Source organism: Alistipes sp. (assembly GCF_048465635.1).
In the GTDB taxonomy this organism is placed as follows: Bacteria; Bacteroidota; Bacteroidia; order Bacteroidales; family Rikenellaceae; genus Alistipes.
In genome coordinates this window covers 143,941-168,296 of sequence record NZ_DBFWLF010000013.1, presented here as the reverse complement: position 1 = coordinate 168,296, position 24,356 = coordinate 143,941, and the positions used below count along the sequence as shown (strand labels likewise).

The following is a 24,356-nucleotide window of genomic DNA, read 5'->3' as shown; positions in this document are numbered from 1 at the left end:
CGCGGTCAGCGGCTGCGGGGATTCAACCCTCGGAAGCGTGCATAATCGAAAGAACCGAAGACCGTTCGTCGTTTCGATTCTTCCGACCGTTCCGATGCGAGGCCCTCGGGAGAACCCCTCTCCCGATATTTCGGGTCATTATCCGTTCCCAAACGAACCGCCCGGCCACTCAGTGGCCGGGCGGTTCGTCGTTTCGTTTCGGTTCGTTATTTCTTGTACCAGTCCTTGTTGGTCGTGCCCTGCGACATCGCCCAACCCTTGTAATCGGGGAAGAGCACGTCGATAGCCACCTTTTCGTTGGCCGGGTCGAGCAGCGGCCTTACGTCGCTTTCGGTTGCCCCCGAGAGGAAGAAGGCGAAGGGGTACATCAGCTCGCGCACGTAGTAGACGCCCTTTTCCGGTACGGAGCGGTCGTCGCTCTGTCCGAAGTAGGACATGTCGACACCGGCGGTCGGCGCTTCGAACGGCAGGTGCAGCTCCCAGCGCTTGTCGTTTCCGGATTTCTGGCGGAAGATGAACGGCTTGCAGACGCTGCCGTTCTCCACGGGCGTGGCGTAGGCCATCGTGATCTTGTAGACCGAGCCGGCGGCCTGCTTGACGTTGTCGGTCAGGAAGAGGACGTTGCCTTCGCGGCGCACCTGCGTTTTCTCGAATTCGGGGTTCGGGTTCTGTGCCGAAGCGGGAGACATCACGTAGCAGTCCACCGAAGCCGACACGGCGGGACCCTCCAGCGTCACGGCCAGCCCGTTCTCCAGACCCGTGGTCGAGTTGGGGAAGGTTTTATAGAGGAAGGATTCCCCGTAGACGCCCTTCTCGCCGAACGACTTCTCGTAGGAGGCCTTCACCATCACGTCGTTCATGTCGAAGTCGCCGCGGCTGGGCCATAGGTCCTCGAACGAGTAGATGCCGCGGTCGAATTTGACGGTCTGCTTGTTGTCGCCGTCGGTCTCGACCGAAGGAGGCGTGGTGACAGCTTCGACCGGGTTCGAGTTGAGGGTGAATACCACGTCGCTGAAATTCTCGTCGGAGGTGTAGTCCTCGAAGGAGAACATGACGGCGTTGATATCCTTTTTCTTGTCGATGTAGCGGTATACGGCGGTGCGGGGTTCGTCGAACGCATGCCCCTTGTCGTCGACGCTCAGGCCCGACGAGGTGGCGGCGCGGTAGCCCTTGCTTTGCGTGAAGCCGGGCAGGCGGTTGGTCCAGGCGTTGCAGGCCAGCACGAAGCCGATGCGCATGTTGGCGGGGAAGACCGTCGTGCCGCTCTTCGGATTGTCGATGTCGGGGAAGTACTTGAGCTGGACGGCTTCGCCGCGGTTGACGCCCTTGTAGCGGCTCGACTGGGAAATGTTGACGCTCCAGCGGCCGTCCTGCGTGTTGGGGAAGATCATGATGACGCCGGCATCCTTGAGCGAAGCGGGTTTCTGCCCCTCGGGATAGTAGTAGTAACCCATCGAGCAGTTCCAGCAGGTGTTGCTGCCGAGGAACGTGACTGCGATCTCGGCGGGTTCGGTGATCAGCAGGTCGCTCGACGAACGGTACTCCTGCGGACAGTTGCGATTGGTGTTGATGACGCTGGCGTGAGCCGTATAAAGTCCTGCGAAATTCTTGGCGCGCAGCTCACCCGTGTATTTGTAGTCGATGCGCCCGGTTTTCGAGTCGTACGATCCGAGGTAGGTTTTCCAACCGTCGCGGGTCACGGCCTCCGAATTGTGGCCGGCACGGCTCGAAGAGGCGCTCTCGGCGGGAGAAGCCTGGTCGGCGGCACGCAGCACGCCGTCGGTGATCGGGGCTTCGATAAGCGTCTGCGCATAGAAAGCGGGGGTGTAGACCCATGCTTTATCCAGGTAGGCGGGCAGTTGGATTTTGCCGCGGAACGTGCCGTCCTCGCGGGTGATCCCGGCATAGATCGGCTCGATACCGTCGATGCGGACGTAGCTGCTGCCGTCGGCGTTGGTCTCTACCGGACAGCGGTCGTAGATTTCGAAATAGACCGCAGCGGTCATGCCGTCCATGTTCGTATAGCTGATGTCGAGCGTGGTCGGCTGCTCGGTGGTGAATCCGAACGGATAGTAGGGAAGTTCATCCGGCGTCCCGGGTCCGTCGGGAAGGTCGCTCTTAGTGCAGCCGATTCCCCCCCCCACTACCAGCAGGAGCGTGGCAAAGATAAGTAGATTCTTTTTCATGTCAGCGATATGTTTTAAACATTTAGCACACTTGCGGACGACCGGCGCTCCGAATCGTCGAGTGAAAGGACGGAAATGTTAACCTTCACACGGCAAATATACGACCATTTCGGTAAATGTCAAAATATTTCGCTGATTTCGAATACGAATGCGTCCCGATTCGGTTCGATCCTGCACAGGATAGCCTGTGGGTGGGGTTCGGGTGGCAGCTGAAATTCGACCGGCGGCGCTGCGTCGATCCGACGGGCGTATTTATTTTTCGCGTGGAGCCTGCTTCCGTTTTTATCGCAGGTGCAGAACCAGCCTGTCGAGCCCGAAGAAACACTCCGTGAATCCGACCGCCGGGGTGACGGCCTCGACGGTCAGCGTGTTTTTGCCCTTGCGAATGTTCCCGGTTCCGAAGGTGATCTCTCTGGCGATCAGCTCCGGGGCGTAGAGCGCCAAGGAGGGGGTCAACTCCTCGCCGTTGAGGCAGATCCGGAATGTCCCGTAATCTTTGGCGAACGAGCAGATGCCTTCGAGCCGAACCGCGGCCTCCACGGGGGATTCGAATCCGAGCGTAAGCGTGGACCCGACGGGTGCATTGTGCCAGAAAAGCTGCGTATTCTGGCTCCATAATCCGTTGGTGCGGTATTGTCCGTAGGCTTTTCCGCCCGTGCATCCGCGGATTTTGAGGTCTTCGCCTTCGATGTCGGCCTTCAAAACGGGCGGAACCAACTGGCTGCGGCTGAGCACAACCGACTGGCGTACTCCTGCGGTGTCGGGCGCGATTTTGCAGACCCCGCCCGGACGCATGTACCACATCGTTGCGGGTGCGTAGTTCATGCGGGCCTCCTGCCAGTGCCACAACTCCATGTCGAAACGCAGCGAATGCGTGAACGGAATGGCGTCGAGCGCGCGGTAGCGGCTGTTGACCGTGTATCCGACGCCGAGGTTCCCACCGCCTGCGGGCATGGCGATGAACGGATGGCCGGTGAAGATCTCTGGCCGACACCAGGCATAGCCGTAATAATCCTCCGTACCCGTTCCGAAATGCGACGGAAAGGTTTCGCCGTCGACATAGATCTTCTCGTCGCCTTCGCCCCACCAGCCGTTCACCGTGTTATAGAGCGTCAGGCAGTCGCCCACGTACCGGCCTTCGCCCCGAAGTTCGGTGTAGACGATGTCCCGGGGCGACGATTTTCCGTTGGTTCCCGTATTTATATCGGTATACTGATGCCATGCGGCTCCGAAGTGGAGGCTGCGGTCGTCCCATTTCCAGGGCGAGTGGACGATTTCGCCCTGCAATGCCACCTCCTGCTCTCCGAAGTTGCGGAACGACACCTCGCACTGCTTCTCGAACGGCATGACCCAGTACGCCTTCATCGTACCCTCGTCGTCGGCCGCGGTGAAGAATGTCTCGTTGCGCATCGCCTGGTAACCGATGCCGAAGAAGTCGCCGACGGGAACCCATACGGTTTGCTCGCCGTCGAAACGGATGCTCATGACGGTCGACCGGAGCGCCTGGGGCAGGTCCTCGGCTTTGAGGCGGAGCGTGATTTCCCGGATGGCGCGCGATCCGCGGACGGTGGGTCCTGCCGCCTGGCCGGGTGCAAGGGTCGTCTCTATCGGATCGATCACCCGTTTCGAGGGGCGGCGCATCGCCTTTTGGCCCGCGGTCAGCGCTTTCCGGGTGCTTTCGACCGTCTTGCGCAGGCTGTCGTCGCAAACACCTGTATAGGAAATGACCCGCACCGGGCCGGTGTAGGTCCGGCACTCGATGTTGTAGTAGACGTTCTCCGATCCTTTGCGTTTTTCGGGTTCGGGCCCCGCATATACGTTGTCACTTTCGTAGGTAACCTTGCAGTGTTTCGCATAGGGAATCGGGTAGTAGAGGTTGTGCCCGCGCCGGTCGTGGCGCATCAGGGGCGAAACGGAGGCGGCCAATGGCTCCCCGGCGACCCGGTCGCCGCTCACGATTTCGAATGCCGGGGCTTCGAGCACCGGCTCGTCTGCGTCGTCGACGTAGATGCGCAGCGTGCCGCGGCCGCACTCCTTTCCGGCGAATGTCATCCAGAACCGGACGATCGCGCCGGGGCCGTCGGCATCCATCAGCACATGCTCGGTGCGGCCGTGGTTATTCTCCGTGCGCACGAACATGCTCCAGTCGTCGTTGCCGAACCAGCCGGGCCGGCCGGGCGAAACGGCCCGGCGGTCGTAGCTGCTGAACTGCCGCGTGACGTATGCCGGATATGGCAGGCGGGCCAGCGCGTCGCGGTCGGTCATTTCGTTCAGGAGTGTCGCTTCGGAAACGACGGGCGCTTTCGGGGCATTGACCGGAAAAGCCGATATGCCGGCAAGCAGCAATATCGCGGTCAGGATTCGTGTTTTAAAGGTCATGGTTTCTTAGTTGTTTTGTTGTGCTGTGCTGTGCTGTTTGGTATCGACAAAGGTATTATATTTTTTTTATTTTTGCCTGCAAGGTGTCGATTTTTTATTTAACAAGGCTGATTTTCAATACGCTATATATATTCTTTCCGGTCCGAATCGCTTCCTCGGGGCGCTTTTTTGCGGGCGGCGGTCGGAAAAATTTGCCGGAAAAATTTGGTTATCTGTAGATTATTCTTTTCCTTTGCATAGCAACAGGACAGCTCAGCACAGTTTTCATGCTTTCGATTATTTTTGATATCAGTAAAATATGGAATTGGTATTTACAGCACAGATGTCTAAGGTCAAACAGCTGGCAGACGCTCTGAGCCACGAAATTTCCATCGGCGAGTATGCTCCCGGCGATCCGCTCCCTTCGATCAACGGCCTGAGCCGACGGTACGGTGTTTCGCGCGACACGGTTTTCAAGGCTTTCAACGAACTGAAGATGCAGGGAATCGTCGATTCGGCTCCGACGAAGGGCTACTATGTGAGCAACGCCGTCCACCGGATTCTGCTGCTGCTCGACACCTACAGTCCGTTCAAATACCAGCTGCACGACGCCATCACGCGCAATCTTGCGGCCAACTATAAAATCGACCTCTATTTCCACCAGCGCAGCGAAGAACTTTTCAACAAGATCATCCGCGACAGCGTGGGCCGTTATAACCTCTACCTGGTGATGAACTACCAGAACGATGTCTATTCGAAGATTCTCGATCTGCTCGATCCTTCGAAGGTGCTGCTGCTCGACTTCGGGAAATTCGAGAAGCAGCGTTTCGCCTATGTCTGCCAGGGCTTCGACCAGACGCTTTACGACTGCATGGTGACCGGCCTGGAGCGGTTCCGGCGCTACCGGAAGATCGTCTTCGTGTTCCCCGAAAATTCCGAGCACCCGAAAAGCTGTATTCCCTATTTCAAGCGTTTTTGCGAGGATCACGACTTTCCGTACAGCATCATGAGCGAAATCGATCCGTCGAAGCTGGAAAAGGGGACGGCCTACCTGATCGTGAAACACAGCCACCTGATCGACTTTATCCGCTTGACGCGAATGCAGGGCTGGGCGTTGGGCGAGGACGTGGGGGTTGTCGTGTATAACGACGAACCGGTTTTCGAAATTCTCGATAACGGGATTTCGGTCATTTCCACCGATTTCGACCTGATGGGAGCGGTTGCCGCACGCTTTATCCTGACCATGGAGCACCCGCAGATCTATATCCCTACGCGTCTGATTTTACGGGGTTCCCTGTAAAATTTTTTTAACCGCAATTCAGCACAGCACAGAACAGTCTACCTGCAAATTACAACCTTAATTTGAATATATGAACATGAAATCCCTGAAACCCCGTATCGGAATCCGTCCCGTGATCGACGGCCGCCGGGGCGGCATTCGCGAATCGTTGGAACAAACCACCCTGGATATGGCCCGGCGCGTAGCCGAACTTTACGCCGCTGAGCTGCGTTATTCCGACGGCAGCCCCGTCGAGTGTGTCATCGCCGACCGTTGTATCGGAGGCGTCAAAGAGGCGGCGATGGCTGCCGAGAAATTCAGCATGAACAACGTCGGGGCCGTCGTTTCGGTGACGCCCTGCTGGTGCTACGGTGCGGAGACGATCGACATGGACCCGCTGATGCCCAAGGCGATCTGGGGTTTCAACGGAACGGAACGCCCGGGCGCGGTCTACCTCGCTTCGGCGCTGGCCGGGCACAACCAGAAGGGGCTGCCGGCATTCGGCATCTACGGCCGTGACGTACAGGACATGGGCGATTGCACGATCCCGGAGGATGTTCGTGAGAAGTTGCTGCGCTTCGGGCGCGCCGCGGTCGCCGTGGCGCAGATGCGCGGAAAATCCTACCTTTCAATCGGCTCGGTTTCGATGGGCATTGCCGGGTCGACTCCCAATCCCGACTTTTTCCAGGAGTACCTGGGTATGCGCAACGAGTATGTCGATGCGAGCGAGATCGAACGGCGCGTGCAGCTGGGAATCTACGATCCCGAAGAGTTCCGCCGCGCGATGGAGTGGACGGAAAGATACTGCAAGAAGAACGAAGGCCGGGACTACAACCCCGAACACCTCGTTTACAGCCGGGAGGAGAAGGACGCCATCTGGGAATATGTGGTCAAGATGACGCTCATCTTCCGCGACCTGATGATCGGCAACCAGAAGTTGGCCGAGATGGGCTTCGAGGAGGAGGCGATGGGACACAACGCCATTGCGGGCGGGTTTCAGGGCCAGCGGCAGTGGACCGACTACAAGCCCGACGGGGACTTCTCGGAGGCGATACTCAACTCGTCGTTCGACTGGAACGGCATCCGCGAAGCCTTCACCTTTGCGACGGAGAACGACACGCTCAACGGGGTCTCGATGCTGCTGATGCATCTGCTGACCAACCGGGCCCAGCTGTTCGCCGACGTGCGCACGTTCTGGAGCCCCGAAGCCGTGGAACGGGTGACCGGCCGAAAACTAAAGGGCCGGGCCGCCGACGGCATTATCCACCTGATTAACTCCGGTTCGTGCTGTCTCGACGCCACGGGCCGCCAGTCGGAGAACGGGCAGCCGGTGATGAAACCCTTCTGGGAGATCACTCCCGACGAGGTCACGGCGTGTCTCGGTGCGACGACGTGGTATCCCGCGGCGCGCGAATACATGCGTGGCGGCGGGTATTCGTCCTGCTTCCTCACGCAGGGCGACATGCCGGTGACGATGTGCCGCGTGAACCTGGTCAAGGGACAGGGTCCCGTCCTGCAGATCGCCGAAGGATGGGCGGTGAACGTTGACCCGGAGATCTTCGAGACCATCAACAAGCGCACCGACAAAACGTGGCCGACCACCTGGTTCGCTCCGCGGCTGACCGGGCAGGGCCCGTTCCGCGACGTTTATTCGGTGATGAACAACTGGGGCGCCAACCACGGCGCGATCAGCTACGGCCACGTCGGCGCCGACCTGATCACCCTGGCGTCGATGCTCCGCATCCCGGTGTGCATGCACAACGTCGATCCGGCCGAAGTCTTCCGCCCGAGCGCATGGGCTGCATTCGGCACCGAGCCGGAAGGGGCCGATTACCGTGCCTGCCGGAATTACGGGCCGTTGTACAAATAAAACAAATCATACGATTATGGCACGACTGATTGATTATATGTTTGCGGGCGCTGCGCTGGCCGTCGCCGGTTGCAGCTCCGCGGAAAAAGAGTACGAAATGGGCAGTTACGGATATGATGCGAAGTTCCTACGCAACCACGAAATCGAGTTTCTCGAACTGACGACCCCCGGTGGCGATGCGAAAATACTGGTGGCTCCCGGCCTTCAGGGGCGTGTGATGACCTCCACGGCCGACGGAGACGGCGGCGACAGCTACGGCTGGATCAACTATCGCTTCATCGAGGCCGGCGAGCAAAATCCGCAGTTCAATCCCGTGGGCGGCGAGGAGCGTTTCTGGATCGGACCCGAGGGCGGCGCGTTCTCCTACTATTTCAAGCCCGGAGCCGAACAGGTCTATGCGAACTGGCGCGTCCCGGCCGTCATCGACACCGAGCGCTACGACATCGGGGAGCAGACCGCCGACCGGGTGAAGTTCACCAAATCGACCGAATTGGTCAACGCGAGCGGCGTTCCGTTCCGCATGGAGATCGAGCGTACGATCTCGCTGCTCGGTGCGGATGCCGTTGCCGAAGTGCTCGGCATGCAATTGCCTGCCGGACTGAAGGTCGTAGCCTATCGGACCGACAACCGGATCACCAACCGCGGCGAAAATGGCTGGACCCGGCAGACGGGGCTGCCTTCGATCTGGCTGCTCGGCATGTTCACCCCGACGCCGACCACCACCGTATTTATTCCTTACGACGAGGCGGCTGAAGGGGCTGTCGTGAACGATACCTACTTCGGAAAGGTTCCTGCCGACCGCCTTGTGGCCGACGACGGCATGCTGCGCTTCAAGATCGACGGAAAGTACCGCGCGAAGATCGGCATTCCGGCCCCGCGCGCCAAAGGCATCTGCGGCAGCTACGACACCGAGAAGCGGGTGCTCACGCTGCTCAAATACTCCCAGCCCGAAGGCCCTTCCGACTATGTCAACGGGCAGTGGGGCGAGCAGCAGGACCCTTTCAACGGCGATGTGATCAACGCCTACAATGACGGTCCGGTCGAGGACGGCTCGATCATGGGACCCTTCTACGAGATCGAAACGTCGTCTCCGGGGGCGGCCCTCGCCCCGGGCGAATCGCTTTCGCACCGGCAGGCCGTGCTGCACATCCAGGGCGACGAAGCCGCCTTGGCGGCGATCGTAAAGCAGCTCTTCGGATACGACCTCTCCCGAATTATCTCAACGTTCCGCTGAACCGCCTCCGACCGCTAACGCTTCCCTCAAACTACAACCATGAAAGAACCTATCGTTCCCCGCAACGCCGTGCTTCCGTTCATCCTGCTGACGACGCTGTTTTTCGCCTGGGCGCTGCCGAACAACCTGACGGACACGATGCTGGCGGCCTTCAAGCGGATCATGAGCCTGACCGACTCCAAAACGGCGTGGATACAGGTCGTCTGCTACCTGATCGGTTACGGCTGTTTCGCCATTCCCGGGGCCATGTTCATCAAACGCCATACCTATAAATCCGGCGTGCTGCTCGGCCTGGGGATGTATGCCCTCGGCGCTTTTCTTTTCTATCCCGCGATGCTGTGCTCGGAGGTGAACCTGGAGCTGAGCTTTGCGACCTACCTTTTTGCGATTCTCATCCTCTTTGCGGGCCTGTCTATTCTGGAAACGTCGACCAATTCCTATGTTTTCGCCATGGGACCCGAGTCGACGGCGACGCAGCGCCTCAATTTCGCGCAGTCGTTCAATCCCTTCGGAGCCATCTCGGGTGTGGTCATCAGCCAGATATTCATTCTTTCGCAGCTCAATGTCTTTACGGCTTCCGAGCGGGCTGCGCTGCCTGCCGCGGAATTGGCTGCGATCCAGGCCGATGAACTGAATGCCGTGACGATGACCTATGTGGCCGTCGGTGCGGTCATGACCGTCCTGCTGCTCACGATCTGGCTCACGCGCATGCCCAACCTGCGCGAGGAGGACAAAACGCTCCGGTTCGGGGCGACTTTCCGCCGTCTGGTCGGAAACCGAAACTATGTATGGGGGGTTGTCGCACAGTTTTTCTATGTGGGCGCGCAGATCGCCGTGTGGTCGTTCGTCATTCGGTTTGCCATGCAGAAGCTCCATTTCGACGCCGTGATCGCCCAGCTCGGCAGCGGGGCTTCGCCCGAAAGCATCATCGCCGCCCTGCGCGGCGTGGAGCCTGTCGCTGCCGGTTTTTACAACTTCTGCGCCTGGATCGGGCTCGACGAATTGCTGCCCCGCACGGCCGAGCAGGCCGGGGCGACCTACTACATCCTTTCGCTGGTGCTGTTCGTCGCCGCCCGTTTTATCTGCACCTGGCTGATGCGGTTTTTCTCCCCGCGAAAAATTCTCATCACCCTCGCGTGCCTGGCTGTCGCGTGCTGCCTGACGGCCGTCTACGGCCAGGGTGTCACGGGCGTCTACGGCCTTATGGGCATCTCCGGCTGCATGTCGCTGATGTTCCCGACCATTTACAGCTACGGCCTGCGCGGCCTCGATGCGGATACCAAGATCGGCGGTGCGGGCATGGTCATGGCGATCGCCGGAGCCGCTGTGCTGACCCAGATCCAGGGCATCGTCTCCGACCAGATCGGAAGCATCGCAACCGCCTACTGGGTTCCGGCCGTCGCTTTTGCAGTCATCGTCTATTACAGTGTCTTCGTTTGCAAAGAGGAGCGCGTGTCATGAGAAAATACGTTATCGGAATCGACTACGGGACCGACTCCTGCCGGGCTTTAATCGCCGACAGCGGGAATGGCTGCGAGGTCGCTTCGGCGGTCTGCCACTATCCGCGCTGGAAAAAGGGACTGTATTGCGATCCCCGCAGCCAGCGTTACCGCCAGCATCCGCTGGACTATACCGAGGCGCTCGAAGGTGCGGTTCGTCAGGCAATCGCGGCGATTCCTGCCGGGATGTCCGGCGAAATCTGCGCTCTGGCGTTCGATACGACCGGCTCCACGCCCGTCCTGACCGATGCTGCGGGGACGCCGCTGGCGCTGACTTCCCGTTTCGCGGAGGACCCCGATGCGATGTTCGTCCTGTGGAAGGACCATACGGCCATCCGCGAAGCCGCCGCAATCAATGCCGCGGCCCGGCGGGCCGATACCGATTATACGCTCTATTCGGGCGGTATCTACTCGGCCGAGTGGGTTTGGGCCAAGGTCCTGCATCTGCTCGAAACCAATCCTCCGGTTGCCGATGCCGCCTATGCGTGGATCGAGCATTGCGACTGGATGTGCGCCCTGCTGACGGGGAATACCCGTCCCGAAAAGGTGTTGCGCGGCCGTTGTGCCGCAGGACACAAGGGACTGTGGCATGCGCAATGGGGCGGCTGGCCCCCTGCAGCATTCCTCGACGGGCTGCGGCCCGGGCTGGGACGGTTCGCCGAGCGGATCTCCTCCGAAACGCACACGGCCGAACGGTTGGCCGGCGGCCTTTGCGGCGAGTGGGCCGCCCGGCTGGGGCTGCCCGAAGGGATTCCCGTTGCCGTCGGAGCCATCGATGCCCATATCGGGGCCATCGGGGCGGGTATCCGCCCCGGCGTGCTGACCCGCATCATGGGGACTTCGACCTGCGACATCGTCGTATCCCCGGCCGAAAAACTGCGCGGGGCCGTTCGCGGCATCTGCGGGCAGGTCGACGGTTCGGTGCTGCCGGGCTATGTCGGCATGGAAGCCGGACAGTCCGCTTTCGGCGACGTATATGCGTGGTTCCGCGACCTGCTGATGTGGACGGTGCAGGAACTGGTTCCCGAACGGGAGGATGCGGCTGAATCCGTCATTCCCCGCCTGGGCGAACAGGCGGCGCTGATCGACCCGCGGGAATCGTCCCTGCTGGCCCTCGACTGGCTGAACGGCCGGCGAACTCCCGATGCGAACCAGCTCCTGACCGGTGCGCTGACCGGACTTACGCTCGGCACTTCGGCTCCGATGATCTTTCGGGCGCTGGTCGAGGCGACCGCTTTCGGATCGCGCGCCATTGCAGAACGCTTCATCGGGGAGGGCGTCGAAATCCGTTCGATTCTCGCCATCGGGGGCATCGCCGTCAAATCGCCCTTCGTGATGCAGACGCTCAGCGACGTGCTGGGCATGCCCATCCGGGTCATCAGCTGCGGACAGACCTGTGCGTTGGGCGCAGCGATGTGCGCGGCCGTGGCTGCCGGAATCCATCCGACGGTTGAGGCGGCGCAGGCGGCGATGGGCGTCAGGGAGTATGTCGATTACACGCCCGATCCCGAACGTCACGCCTACTACGAAAGACAGTACGAACGCTATCAGGCCCTGGGCCGTTTTGTGGAACAGCAAACCCATGAGTGATCCTATGAAACTTCGAATCTTGCAATGCCTCTTGGCGGCTGCGGCCCTGCTGCTCTTCGCAGTCCGGACCGAAGCGAAGACCCCGGCCGCCTACTGGAATTCGGACAACGCCATTTCGCCGTTCCGGCTGCCCCCGCCGCCCGCGGGGTTCACGCCCGAATACCTCGACCTGAACGGCGACGGGACGCCGGATGCGATCCGGTCGGTCACCCACAAGGACATTCCCGTGCTCTGGCTCGACGACGACGGCAACATGCGACCCGGCGACCTGGAAGGGGATACCATCAACGACTGCCTGCTTGTCGACCGCAACCGGGACGGGGTTTACGACCTTATCGTCAAGTGGGCCGATCTCGACGGCGACGGCCGGGCCGATCTGCAGCTGGTCGCCGAATACCCGTTCAAACCGACCGACGAGGTGTGGCCCAACGGTCATTACATGATTGTGCTGGATACCGACAAGGACGATATTTTCAATTATATCGACTGGAATACGTTCCGGCTGGAGTGCTGGCAGAAGTCGGGAATCTGCGATTTCTTCCCCGATTACAGCGGCAAAACCGCCTTTATGAAGATGCACGCTTCGACGGACAAGATCGGCGATCTGCGGTTCAACTGGGAGAATCCGTTCCTCTTCTACGATCCCGACAAGGACGGTTTGACGGAAATGGCGATCCGCCTCCTGGACTCCCCGCCGCACATGAAGGACCCCAGGCTGCCCAATACCTGCGACCACATGCAGCTGACGGGCCGCATCGACTGGGTTTCGATCGCCGTCGATCTCGACAACGACAACCGCCCGGGACAGGAGTTCGATTTCGACTTTACGCTGGGATTCCAGGGCGAGGGCTTCGATTACAGCGATCAGGTCCATCCGCTCCGCAACATGCGGGGAGTGCCCGAGGCCGACCGGTTCTTCCCCGATCCCCGTTTCCGGCAGCTGACCGAGCTGGTCTATACCGATCACGAACATGCCTATGATTTGATCTTCAAGCGCGGGAAGTGGAGCCGCGTCAACTTCGTCTTCGACGAGGATGACGACTGCGGACGCTGGGAGCGCGTGGAGTTCTGCGACAACCTCGACCCCTTCAAGGTGGGGCGCAGCCGCGGCGGTTTCGACAACCATTCCCAAGCCGACCCTTCGGGCGACCGCGGTGAGTGGGACATGGACAACTCCGGCGGCGGACGGCTCTACATCAGCCGCTTCGACGGCCGTTTGCACCTCTACGGAGCCGAGAACGGCATCTGGCGCATCGACCAGAATACGAGCTTTTATCAAGGTTGGGACCGCCTCTGGCAGCGCCGCGACCCCGAGCGCTTTGCGACGGTGCGCTATACCGACCGGGACGGAAACGGGTTCTTCGACTGCATCGAATACGACCTCGACGGCGACCATGCGTTCGAAACGACGGTCGATCTAAAGGCGCTGGGCGTCGACGACCGCTGCGAGCTGATCGACGTGTCGGGATTCCGCTACCGCGACTATACGAAGCTGATGCAGCGCATGGCCGACAACCTGTGGCGGCAGGCGCAGCAGGCCGTAAAGGTAGCCGAGGGGTATGGGCTCAATACCTCGTGGTACGCCAAACTGAAGCAGGCGGCGTCCCTGCGGGAGAGATACCACAAGGGCTATTGGCTGCAATATTATCTCTACCGCGATCTCGAAGACCGGTTTCTCCGGGAGCAGCGCGCCGACCTGCTGGCGCAGTTGAACAAAGCCTATTTCTCGGGCGATTGGAAAAGTTTATCAAAAAAATAACAGGATGCGTTTATCGTTGAAATACCTCGTTGCCGCCGGACTGTTTCTTCTCGGTACGGCCGCTTACGGGCAGGATACGCCCCGACCGGGCGCTCCGGATGAATACTACTTCTTCTCCCCCGACGATGTTGCCCGCCTGCGCGAGTCGGCGAAAACCGAGTGGAGCAGGCGGATCGTGGAGTCCATGCGCCGCGGTGTCGACGAGCGTCTGAAACACGACATGGAGGTCCCCACGCTGGAAGCCGGCCACGGCCACTTCTACGTTTGTCCGATCCACAATGTTACCTTCTCGTTCCGCTGGGACCATCCCACGGCCCACTATTGCGCTGCCTGCGATCGGGAGTACCGGGGCGTGAACCGCTACAACTGGGGCTGGGTGAACTTCGTGCATGCGAGCAACCTGAGTTTTCTGACCAACTGCATGTACCTCTATCTGGTTACGGACGAAACCCGTTATGCGGAGTATATCCGCGATATGCTGCTCGATTATTCGAACATGTACCCCGGTTACATGGTGCACGACGTCTGGCGCAAACCCTCCGAGGCGCACAGCGGCAAAATGTTCGGACAAAGCCTCGACGAATCGGTCTGGTTCAGTTCCGCCGCCCGGGCATATGTTGCCGTCCGCGGGACGCTGACCGAAGCCCAGCAGCAGAAAATCGAACGCGACCTCTTCCGGCAGGGGGCTGACCTGCTGCTGCGCCGCCGCGACGGCGGTAACTGGCAGGTATGGCACAACTGCGGCCTGACGGCACTGGCCGTGGCTCTGCGCGACGACAGCCTGATTCGCGTGGCGCTCGACGATCCGCAGTGCGGCTACCGGACGCTGATGGCAAAACACGTCTACGCGGACGGGTGGTGGAACGAAGGTTCGCCGATCTACCATTTCTATCCCCTGGGAGCTATCGTGATGACCGCCGATGCCGTGCGATGCCGCAATATCGACCTGTACGACCGGCAATTGTACAACATGTTCGCCTCTCCGGTGTGGGGCGTCTATCCCGACCTGACCTTCCCGGCGCACAACGACGGCTGGTACGGCGAGTCGCTCATCGCGCAGGCGGGCCTGTTCGAAGCGGCGTATGCCCGCTTCCGCGATCCGCTTTTCCGCAGTGTGCTGGCCCAGTGCTACCGCCATGCCCGACGGAGCAGCGGTTATGCCTTGCTCAATCCCGAGCCGATCGCTCCCGCCACGGAGCCGATGCGGCAGGAGAGTTATCGCTTCGAAGATGCCGGATTCGCCCTGCTGCGAAGTCCCGCCGCGACCGTCGTGCTGAAGTACGGTCCGCACGGGGGCGGCCACGGGCATCCCGACAAGCTCTCGATCTCGGTGCACAACGGCCGGAAAGAGCTGGTTTCCGATTTCGGAACTTCGGCCTACGGCGCTCCCGACTATACGAAATGGTATCGCAAGACGCTGGCCCATAATACGGTGACGGTCGACGGACGCGACCAGCGGGAGGTGGCGGGGCAGTTCGTCGGATTCGAAGCGCGGCCCGACGGGGGCACGGTCAGCGCCCGGGCCGACGAGGTTTACCCCGGCGTGGAGATGTCGCGCCGGCTGACGCTGAAAGGGGCGGCGCTCGCCGACCGCTTCGTCTGCGAATCGGAACAGGAGCATCGCTACGACTACGTGCTGTTGTTCAACGAGCGGCCCGTGCTGAGCGGCAAAAGCCTCGGTGCGGCGACATTCGGCGAGGAGCCTTATGCCCGCATCCGCGAGGTCGAACGCTATGCCTTCAAAAAGGGGTTCGTGCTCCGTACGGCCGATGCCGAGGTGCGGATCGACGCTTCGGCCCCCGTGGAGGTCTTCGTGGGCGAGGCTTCGGGCATTCCCCCGACCAACCCCGGGGTGAAAACCGCATCCGGGAGCGAGAAGCGTCCCGTGCAGCCGGCTTATCCGGTGATCGTCCGGGTGACGGGCCGGAGCATGACGATCGACGCACGATGGAAGATCAATCAGTAATCACCACAACTACTACTCGACAAAATGAAAAAATGTTTATCGCTGCTGGCGCTTATCGGTTTGCTGGCATTGCCGGGCGGGAACGTTGCGGCCGCGAAGAAAAAAACGACCGTACTGAAACCTTACAGCTGGGCCTCGGAGGTCGAACTGCTCAAACGCGTCGACCGGCTGCCCCTCTACCGCGACGGTATGGTGGAGCAGGTCTCCAGCTATGACCCTACGGGCGGCAACGAGGACGGGTTCGCCGGAAAATACTCCTACATCCGCAAGGAGGGCGACAACCTCGTGCTGGCCGAACTGGAAGGTCCCGGCGTCATCCAGCGCATCTGGACCCCGACGCCTACCGACGACATGCTGGAGTTTTACTTCGACGGCGAAAAGACGCCCGGCCTGCGCATCCGGTTCTCGGACCTCTTCTCGGGAAAGGTATACCCCTTCCTGAAGCCTTTGTGCGCCAATGAAATCGGCGGTTATTACTGCTACGTGCCGATCCCCTATGCCAAGTCGTGCAAGATCGTCTTTTGCGGCAAAAAGATCATGTTCCACCAGATTCAGTACCGCAGCCTGCCGGGTTACGACGTGAAGACGTGGACCGGGGAGTTCTCCCCCGAGGACCGCGACATGCTCGCTTCGGTGTGCCGGGTATGGTCGGAGATTTCGCCGGCCTGCACCGATTACGCCGTCGGACAGTCCGAAGGGGTGAGCCTCGTGGAGAAGCGCTTCACGCTGCTGCCCGGCGATGAAACCGTTTTCTTCGAGCAGCAGAAGGGCGGACGCATCGCGGGTTTCGAGATCGACGGCGGAGCCTCGTTCGAGGGTTTCAACCGCGATGTGCTGCTTTGCGCCCGCTGGGACGACGACACGCGTCCGGCGATTCATGCGCCGCTGGCCGATTTCTTCGGCTATGCCTTCGGCAAGAAAGCCATGCGCAGCATGCTGATCGGTTGCCGCGGCGATGTCAACTACTGCTACCTGCCCGCGCCGTTCGACAGCCGCAGCGAACTGAAACTCCGTTACGTGGTCCGCGAAGGGGTCCGCCAGAATCCGATCCAGGTGACCACCCGGGTTTGGGTCAACGACCGCGCCCGCGACCCCCGCACCGAGGGGCGCCTCTATACGGCCTGGCGCCGCGAAATCAACCCCGCCAAGGGCGCATACTACCAATTCCTCTCGAAGGAGGGCCGCGGCCATTACGTAGGTACGGTGCATCAGGCGCAGGGCTTCCGGGCCGAGATGACCGGTTTCTTCGAGGGCGACGATTCGACCTATATGGACGGCAGGATGCGCCTCCACGGCACGGGTTCGGAGGATTATTACAACGGCGGCTGGTACGCCATGCTCGACCGCTGGGACCGCGGCGTGAGTCGGCCGCTGCACGGTTCGCTCGACTATTCGCTGCCCATGGCGCGCACGGGCGGCTACCGGTTCTACATGAACGACAAACTCTCGTTCGAACGTGAGTTTTACATGGGTATCGAGCACGGCCCCTCGGGCAACGAGTATCCGGTGGATTATACCTCGGTGGCTTTCTTCTACGGCGAAACGCCCGCTGCGGAGTGCATGGAGCCGACGCAAAGCCTGCGCACGGTCTATCTCCCCGACAAACATACGTTCTATCCACAGGCGATGCGCCTGTCGCTGGGCAATAACGCCCAGGTGCGTTTCGGCGATTTTCCGCGCGGGATGACCGTCTCTTCGCGCGGCACGGGACTGGTGCGCGTCCTGCTCGAAGACGTTCCCGAAGGGCGCTACCGGGTCTATTTCGACTACTACGAAAAGACCAATGGCGCGGAATTTTCCGTCTGGCAGCGGCAGGGGATGCTCTCCGGCTGGCGCAGCTCGAAGGGCGACGCCGAGAAGCTCGTGCCGCGGTTCTATGCCGGAGACATCGTGCTGACGCCGCAGACCAATTCGGTTTCGTTCCAGATCCGCGGGAACAATTACCGGTCGGAGTTCGAATTTGCCAACATTTACCTGGAAAAGATTCCCGAGCAGCCATGAGAAAGATATCGATTCTTTGCGCCGTTCTGTGCGCTTTCGCGCAGGGGCTTTATGCGCAGAAAGAGTACAAGGCCTATATGGTTTCCAATGCGCATTTCGATTCGCAGTGGAACTGGGACGTGCAGACCTCGATCGACGTCTACGTCCGCAATACGCTGGTTCAGAATTTCTGGCTGCTGGAACGCTATCCCGACTATGTTTTCAACTTCGAGGGAGGCATCAAGTACAGCTGGATGAAGGAGTATTATCCCGAGTTGTACGGCCGGCTGAAGGAGTGGGTCCGCAAAGGTCGCTGGAACGTCTGCGGCAGCACGTGGGACGCCACGGATCCCAATATCCCTTCGCCCGAGTCGTTCTTCCGCAACATCCTTCTCGGACAGCAGTTCTACCGCGAGGAGTTCGGCGTGCAGTCGAACGACATTTTCCTGCCCGACTGCTTCGGGTTCGGCTATACGCTTCCGACGATTGCCGCACATGCGGGTCTGATCGGATTCTCGACCCAGAAACTCCAGTGGCGCAAGCACCCGTTTTACGGAGAGGCGAAAGTCCCCTTTTCGATCGGGCTCTGGCAGGGCATTGACGGCTCGCACCTGATGGCGGCCCTGAATGCGAACGACTACAATACGCGCTGGGATGGCCGCGACATGAGCCGTGACAAGGGCATCTTGGCGCTGGCCGAAAGCGGGGTGGACAACACGGCCTACCGTTATTACGGGGTCGGCGACCGCGGCGGTTCGCCGACGATCCCCACGCTGGTCTCTCTCGAGAAGGGCGTCCGGGGCGACGGCCCGCTGGAGATCGTAAGCGCCCGCGCCGGACAGATGTACGAAGACTACTATCCGTTCGACAAGCATCCCGAACTGCCCGTCTACGACGGCGAACTGCTCATGGATGTCCATGCGACGGGCTGCTACACCTCCCAGGCGGCGATGAAACGCTTCAACCGCCGCAACGAACAGCTTGCCGACGCCGCCGAGCGCGCCTCGGTCATGGCCGACTGGCTGGGGGCCGCGGCCTATCCCGCCGAAGAGCTGCGCACCGAGTGGCGCCGGTTTATCTGGCATCAGTTCCACGACGACCTGACGGGGACGAGCATCCCGCGCGCCTATACTTTCTCGTGGAACGACGAACTGATCGCGCAGGACAAGTTCGCCAACCTCGCGGCTTCGGCTTCGGGCGGCGTTTCCCGCGCGCTGGACACCCGGGTGAAGGGAACGCCTGTGGTGGTCTATAACCCGGTGGCCGCTGCCCGCCGGGAGATCGTCGAGGTCGGGATTGCCGCGGCCTCGCAGCCCCGCGCCGTATCGGTGTGGTCGCCGCGCGGCAAACGGGTCCCGGCCCAGTTGCTCGGTTACGGCGACGGCAAGGCGCGCATCGCCTTTGCCGCCGAGGTCGGGGCGGTCGGTTATGCCGTTTACGATGTGCGCATGCAGGGTTCGGCCGACCGGTCGTCGCTGAAAGTAACGGCCAACAGCCTCGAAAACCGAATCTATCGGTTGACGCTCGATGCCAACGGCGATATTGCTTCCGTCGTCGACAAACGTTCGGGCCGCGAACTGGTGCAGCCGGGCAAGGCTTTCCGGCTGGCGATGTTCACCGAAAACAGGTCGACCGACTGGCCTGCCTGGGAGATCTGGAAGGAGACGATCGACCGCGTGCCCGAAGCCGTTGCGGACGATGTCGAGATTTCGGTCGTGGAGCAGGGCCCCGTGCGCGCCACGCTGCGTATAAGCCGCCGCCACGGGAAAAGCTCCTTCGTGCAGTATGTCAGCCTGACGGACGGCGCGGCCGACGACCGCATCGACGTTCGCAACGAGGTGGACTGGCGGAGCGAAAACGCGCTGCTCAAAGCCGAGTTCCCGATGTCGGTTTCCAATCCCGAAGCGGCCTACGACCTTGGTTTGGGGTATATCCGCCGCGGCAACAATACGCAGACGGCCTATGAAGTCTACGCCCAGCAGTGGGCCGACCTGACCGACCGGGACGGTTCGTACGGCGTGGCGGTGATGAACGACTGCAAGTACGGCTGGGATAAACCCGACGATGGTACGCTGCGCCTTACGCTGCTCCATACGCCTATGCCCGGCCGCCATTATAAATACCAGGCGCGGCAGGATATTGGCCGCCATCTCTTCACCTACTCGATCGTCGGTCATGCGGGCGATCCTGTTGCCGGAGGCATCGCCCCGAAAGCCGAATCGCTCAACCAGCCGCTGGCGGCCTACGAAGCGCCCAAACATGGGGGTCATCTGGGACGCGAGTTCTCGTTCCTGTCGGTTTCGACGCCTCAGCTGGCCGTAAAGGCCCTCAAGCAGGCCGAGGACGGCAGCGGATATGTCCTGCGTCTGAATGAAATGACCGGCAGGCCGGTGGAGCAGGCCAAAATCCGTTTCGCTGCGCCGATCGAAGCCGCCTGCGTGCTCAACGGGGTCGAAGAACGTCAGTCGGAAGCCCGGTTCGACGGGAATCGTCTGATCGTTTCCTGCGGTCGTTTCGCACCGTCGACCTATCTGGTGAAGTTACGTGCAAGCGACATCCGGCTGGAGGCGCCTTCGTCTGAGGAGGTCGATCTGCCCTGCAACGACTACGCCTTCACGGTGGATGCGTTCAACCGGCAGGGAAACCTCGACGGGAAGGGAAATTCGTATGCCGCCGAACTCGTTCCCGAAAATATTGTCTCCGAGGGGGTTGCGTTCCGGGTGACGAACGACGTGGAGCGTCGGAATGTCGTGAAGTGCGATGGCCAGCGCATCGCGCTGCCGCAGGGAAATTACAGCCGGGTTTATCTGCTCGCAGCATCGCTCGACGGGGATCGTGACGCGGAGTTTACCGTCGACGGCAAATCGTTCCGCCGCACGGTTCCCTATTATTCGGGCTTTTTCGGGCAGTGGGGACACGACGGAGCGGAGAGTTATGTGAAAGACGGCGACCTGGCTTATGTCGGCTCCCATCGCCACAGCGCGGAACGCGGAAACGAGCCTTATCTCTTTACATACATGTATAAAATCGCCCTGCCCGTTGAGGGTGGGGCCAGGGAGCTCGTGTTGCCCAAAGACCGCAACGTGGCCGTATTCGCCGTTACCGTGTCGGACAATCGGAACGATAGCCTGTCGCCCCTCAATGAAATACGGGCTTTGCCTTAGGCCCAGCCCGAAGAGACCGGCTTGCAACGAAGCCGGTCTCTTTTTTTTCTGTTGCGGACGGGAAAATTTACGCTAATCCGACATTCCGGCTGTTTGCGTTTTTATTGAAAATATAATCCTTTATCTTTAACTTAAATTCAGCACAGCACAGCATAGTAAAGCAATACCAGATAACTCATTTGCCATTTATTCGAACACTCAAAAAAGGATGATTATGTGAAAAAGGCATGCTTGGACATGCAGCCGAAATCCCAATGCCCGATTTTTATCCGAAAAAAAACCAACCTTGATTAAATGAATGCTTATGAAAACTTTTACTACTAAAATCAGTTTGTGGAGCGTGTTCCTGCTTGCAGCGGTCTGGACACAGGCCGTCCAGGGGCAACCCGCGACCCCCCCCCAGGCCGGAAAGAGTGTCGTCGGTACGGTCGTCGATGAAAAAGGCGATCCCGTGGTCGGAGCCTCCGTAATCGTAAAGGGTACACAGCGGGGCGCTGTGACCGACACCGAGGGCCGGTATATGATCGGCGAGGTAGGCAGCGGCGATGCGTTGCAGTTCTCCTACCTGGGCTATTATACGGTCACGGAGAAGGTCGGGGCGCGCACGACGGTCGATGCGACTCTTTCCGAGATGTCCAACATGCTCAACGACGTAGTGGTTGTGGGTTACGGCGCGCAGAAACGTGCGTCGATCACGGGCGCCGTCGCCTCGGTGGGCGACAGCGACCTCGACCGTGTGCACAGCGCGACGACCAGCGCCATGCTTTCGGGCAAACTGCCGGGTCTTTCGTTCCGGCAGGCCGACGGCCGTCCGGGCGCCGGGGCGACGATCCAGGTGCGTAACTTCGGCGCCGATCCGCTCTTCGTCATCGACGGCGTTCCCCAGGACAAGGGAGCATTCGACCAGCTGGCCCCGAACGACATCGAGTCCATCTCGGTGCTGAAGGACGCTTCGGCGGCCATCTACGGCTTGCGTGCCGGTAACGGCGTGGTGTTGGTGACCACCAAACGCGGTCAGGAGAATACGCCGGCGCGCATCAACGTCAATATGTATTACGGCTGGCAGAACTGGACGCGCTTCCCGCGCGGGACCAACGCCTACGAATGGATGCTGGCCCAGACCGAAGGCCTGGTGAATCAGGGCCAGACCCCGACCGTCACGCCCGAGGAGCTGGAGAAATGGCGCGCCGGCACGGAGAAGGGCTACCAGAGTTTCGACTGGTATAACTATATCGTGCAGCGAAATGCGCCCCAGGCGTCGATCAATGCCAACATTTCCGGTGGCGGCAAGGCGACCAAATACTACGTTTCGGTGTCGCATATGAGCCAGGATGCCGCTTTCCGCGACTATAACTACCAGCGTTCGAACGTCCAGAGCAACTTCGAAACCAACATCGGCAAGCGGATGCGCGCCGGCGTCAACCTGAGCGGACGCATCGACTCGAAACGCAATCCCGCCGTTTCGGGCGCCGACCCCGACGACTACTGGCAGCCCCGCAACGCCCTGTTGAACCTGCTGCCGACCGAGCGTCCCTATGCCAACGACAACCCGATGTATATCAGCGCGACGCAGGTTCCCGAGGCGAACTGGGCCGGAATCAACTACGAAAATTCGGGTTACTACAAATACGACCTGCGCGTGATGCAGGCCAACATGTTCGCCGAGTACAAATCTTACTTCGTACCGGGGCTGACGGCCCGCGTAACCTACTCGTACCAGATGGCCGACAACGTGATCGACAACTTCGAATATGCCTACGACGCCTACACCTACAACAGCGACAAGGATACGTATGAGAAAAAGGCCGTCAACGCTACCGCCAACCGCGAGCAGACCCACAAGAAGGTGTTCAACACCATGTTGCAGTTCATGGTCAACTACAACCGGACGTTCGCCGAAAAACACACCGTCAGCGCCATGGTGGCCAACGAGCGCACGACCTACCGCACGACCGACGAACTGGTGAAGGCCTCGCCCAACAACAACGTCATTCCGATCATCATGTTCGGCGACCTGAAGGGCTATACGGCCACCGACAAGCCGCAGGCCCGCGTGGGTTACGTCGCCCGTGTGAACTACAACTACGACAACCGGTATTACATAGAGTTTTCGGGCCGTTACGATGCTTCGTGGAAATTCATTTCGACCAAGCGCTGGAGCTTCTTCCCCTCGATTTCGGGCGCATGGCGCATCACGCAGGAGCCTTTCTTCAAGAACAACGTCAAATCGGACGTGCTGAGCGACCTGAAGATCCGCGCTTCGTACGGAGTGGTCGGCGACGACGCCGTGGGCGGCGATTACGACTACGTGGCCGGATACAACAACAATAGTTCGGTCAGCATCCTCGACGGGGAGCCCGTCGTGGGCATTCGTCCCCGCGGCGAGCCGGTTACCAACGTAAGCTGGATGAAGAATCACTTCACCAACGTCGGACTCGACTTCGGATTCTTCGGCGGCAAACTCTACGGCAGTTTCGATTACTTTTACCGCAAGCGTACGGGTCTGCTGGCAAAGCGTAACGACCTGGTGCTCCCGAGCGAGGTGGGTTATTCGCTGGCCAACGAGAACCTGAACGCCGATGCGCACTACGGTTTCGAGGTCGCGCTCAACTACCGCAACCGTTTCGGGAAGCTGGGCTTCCAGGTCGGCGCCAACATTTCGTATGCCCGCCGCAAGATGGTCTCGGTCTACAACGAACGCTTCGCCAACTCGCTCCAGCGCTACCGCAACGGGCAGGAAGGCCGCTATACCTATGTGAACTGGGGCTACAATACGATCGGCGTTTTCCAGACACAGGACGAGATCAACAACTATCCGGTCAACATCGACGGCAAGGGCAACACCACGCTGCTGCCCGGCGATTTCATCGTCGAGGATGTCAACGGCGACGGTCGCATCGACTCGCAAGACGAACGTCCGATTGCCTATCAGGACAACTCCTCGGTCGCTCCGCAGCCGATCATCAACGGCGGTCTCACCTTCGGTTTCGACTGGAAGGGCATCGACCTGTCTGCCGATTTCTCGCTGGCCGCAGGCTATGCCTTTACGCCCAACTGGGAAACCCGCTGGCCGTTCCAGAACGGCCGTACGCTGGTGTACGACACCCAGTACAAGAACCGCTGGCGGCACGAGGACCCGTTCGACGCCAACAGCCCCTGGATTCCCGGCGAGGTTCCCGCCCTGCGTTTTACGGCCCGCGAGTACGTTTCCTGGAACCGCAACCTCGACTATTGGACCACCAACGTCGTGGCGTTCCGCCTCCGCTCGCTCGAAGTGGGCTACACGCTGCCTAAGAAGTGGCTTGCCGCGGTCCGTATCCAGAAGGTGCGTGTCTACGTGAACACCTACAACCTCTTCTCCATCGACAATGTGAAGAAGTACGGTGTCGATCCCGAGATTTCCGACCGTAACGGTATGCAGTATCCTCAGAACCGGGTGGTCAATATCGGTGCAAACCTGACGTTCTAACT

Annotated in this window: 12 protein-coding genes; 10 read left to right on the top strand and 2 right to left on the bottom strand. The window is 60.4% G+C overall.

The annotated features are described in order from the left end of the window. Positions 1-206: 206 nt before the first annotated feature. Positions 207-2,186, bottom strand: coding sequence for an LruC domain-containing protein (locus ACMO9O_RS05570; RefSeq protein WP_418982718.1), 1,980 nt, complete (start codon positions 2,184-2,186; stop codon positions 207-209). A gap of 282 nt (positions 2,187-2,468) precedes the next feature. Next, positions 2,469-4,565: a glycoside hydrolase family 172 protein gene (locus ACMO9O_RS05565; RefSeq protein WP_418982717.1), complete on the bottom strand. Its 2,097-nt coding sequence runs from the start codon at positions 4,563-4,565 to the stop codon at positions 2,469-2,471. Positions 4,566-4,863: 298 nt separating this feature from the next. Between ACMO9O_RS05565 and ACMO9O_RS05560 the strand changes: the two genes are divergently transcribed. The 10 genes from ACMO9O_RS05560 to ACMO9O_RS05515 all read left to right on the top strand — a co-directional run bounded on the left by ACMO9O_RS05560 (position 4,864) and on the right by ACMO9O_RS05515 (position 24,354). Beyond that, positions 4,864-5,844 (top strand): GntR family transcriptional regulator, encoded by a 981-nt coding sequence (locus tag ACMO9O_RS05560; RefSeq protein WP_418982716.1) that lies wholly within the window; start codon positions 4,864-4,866, stop codon positions 5,842-5,844. A gap of 76 nt (positions 5,845-5,920) precedes the next feature. After that, positions 5,921-7,693 carry an L-fucose isomerase gene (locus tag ACMO9O_RS05555; RefSeq protein WP_418982773.1) on the top strand — a complete coding sequence of 591 codons (1,773 nt, stop codon included), beginning with the start codon at positions 5,921-5,923 and terminating at the stop codon, positions 7,691-7,693. A gap of 16 nt (positions 7,694-7,709) precedes the next feature. Beyond that, a complete protein-coding gene (locus ACMO9O_RS05550; protein WP_418982715.1) occupies positions 7,710-8,927 on the top strand; it encodes a DUF6786 family protein in 1,218 nt (405 codons plus the stop codon). A 39-nt stretch (positions 8,928-8,966) separates the two neighbouring features. Beyond that, positions 8,967-10,388, top strand: a complete 1,422-nt coding sequence (gene fucP / locus ACMO9O_RS05545) for an L-fucose:H+ symporter permease (protein WP_418982714.1) — start codon at positions 8,967-8,969, stop codon at positions 10,386-10,388. Further along, a complete protein-coding gene (locus ACMO9O_RS05540; RefSeq protein WP_418982713.1) occupies positions 10,385-12,016 on the top strand; it encodes a ribulokinase in 1,632 nt (543 codons plus the stop codon). Before fucP ends, ACMO9O_RS05540 begins: the two co-directional genes overlap by 4 nt. A gap of 4 nt (positions 12,017-12,020) precedes the next feature. Beyond that, complete coding sequence (locus tag ACMO9O_RS05535) at positions 12,021-13,775, top strand: hypothetical protein (RefSeq protein WP_418982712.1); 1,755 nt, start codon at positions 12,021-12,023, stop codon at positions 13,773-13,775. A 4-nt stretch (positions 13,776-13,779) separates the two neighbouring features. Next, the gene (locus ACMO9O_RS05530) at positions 13,780-15,741 is read left to right on the top strand and encodes a heparinase II/III domain-containing protein (protein ID WP_418982711.1); all 1,962 of its coding nucleotides are present in this window, start codon (positions 13,780-13,782) and stop codon (positions 15,739-15,741) included. Between the two features lie 24 nt (positions 15,742-15,765). Beyond that, positions 15,766-17,742, top strand: a complete 1,977-nt coding sequence (locus ACMO9O_RS05525; RefSeq protein WP_418982710.1) for a glycoside hydrolase family 172 protein — start codon at positions 15,766-15,768, stop codon at positions 17,740-17,742. Then, entirely contained in the window at positions 17,739-20,885 is a 3,147-nt protein-coding gene (locus ACMO9O_RS05520; protein WP_418982709.1) for an alpha-mannosidase, read from the top strand. Before ACMO9O_RS05525 ends, ACMO9O_RS05520 begins: the two co-directional genes overlap by 4 nt. A gap of 304 nt (positions 20,886-21,189) precedes the next feature. Continuing rightward, positions 21,190-24,354 carry a SusC/RagA family TonB-linked outer membrane protein gene (locus ACMO9O_RS05515; RefSeq protein WP_418982708.1) on the top strand — a complete coding sequence of 1,055 codons (3,165 nt, stop codon included), beginning with the start codon at positions 21,190-21,192 and terminating at the stop codon, positions 24,352-24,354. The last annotated feature ends 2 nt before the right edge of the window (positions 24,355-24,356 follow it).

What these genes read in the sequence shown, in the direction of transcription:
- ACMO9O_RS05570 (WP_418982718.1), bottom strand. Translation starts at nt 2,186, where the DNA reads ATGAAAAAGAATCTACTTATCTTTGCCACGCTCCTGCTGGTAGTGGGG.
- ACMO9O_RS05565 (WP_418982717.1), bottom strand. Translation starts at nt 4,565, where the DNA reads ATGACCTTTAAAACACGAATCCTGACCGCGATATTGCTGCTTGCCGGC.
- ACMO9O_RS05560 (WP_418982716.1), top strand. Translation starts at nt 4,864, where the DNA reads ATGGAATTGGTATTTACAGCACAGATGTCTAAGGTCAAACAGCTGGCA.
- ACMO9O_RS05555 (WP_418982773.1), top strand. Translation starts at nt 5,921, where the DNA reads ATGAAATCCCTGAAACCCCGTATCGGAATCCGTCCCGTGATCGACGGC.
- ACMO9O_RS05550 (WP_418982715.1), top strand. Translation starts at nt 7,710, where the DNA reads ATGGCACGACTGATTGATTATATGTTTGCGGGCGCTGCGCTGGCCGTC.
- fucP (WP_418982714.1), top strand. Translation starts at nt 8,967, where the DNA reads ATGAAAGAACCTATCGTTCCCCGCAACGCCGTGCTTCCGTTCATCCTG.
- ACMO9O_RS05540 (WP_418982713.1), top strand. Translation starts at nt 10,385, where the DNA reads ATGAGAAAATACGTTATCGGAATCGACTACGGGACCGACTCCTGCCGG.
- ACMO9O_RS05535 (WP_418982712.1), top strand. Translation starts at nt 12,021, where the DNA reads ATGAAACTTCGAATCTTGCAATGCCTCTTGGCGGCTGCGGCCCTGCTG.
- ACMO9O_RS05530 (WP_418982711.1), top strand. Translation starts at nt 13,780, where the DNA reads ATGCGTTTATCGTTGAAATACCTCGTTGCCGCCGGACTGTTTCTTCTC.
- ACMO9O_RS05525 (WP_418982710.1), top strand. Translation starts at nt 15,766, where the DNA reads ATGAAAAAATGTTTATCGCTGCTGGCGCTTATCGGTTTGCTGGCATTG.
- ACMO9O_RS05520 (WP_418982709.1), top strand. Translation starts at nt 17,739, where the DNA reads ATGAGAAAGATATCGATTCTTTGCGCCGTTCTGTGCGCTTTCGCGCAG.
- ACMO9O_RS05515 (WP_418982708.1), top strand. Translation starts at nt 21,190, where the DNA reads ATGAAAACTTTTACTACTAAAATCAGTTTGTGGAGCGTGTTCCTGCTT.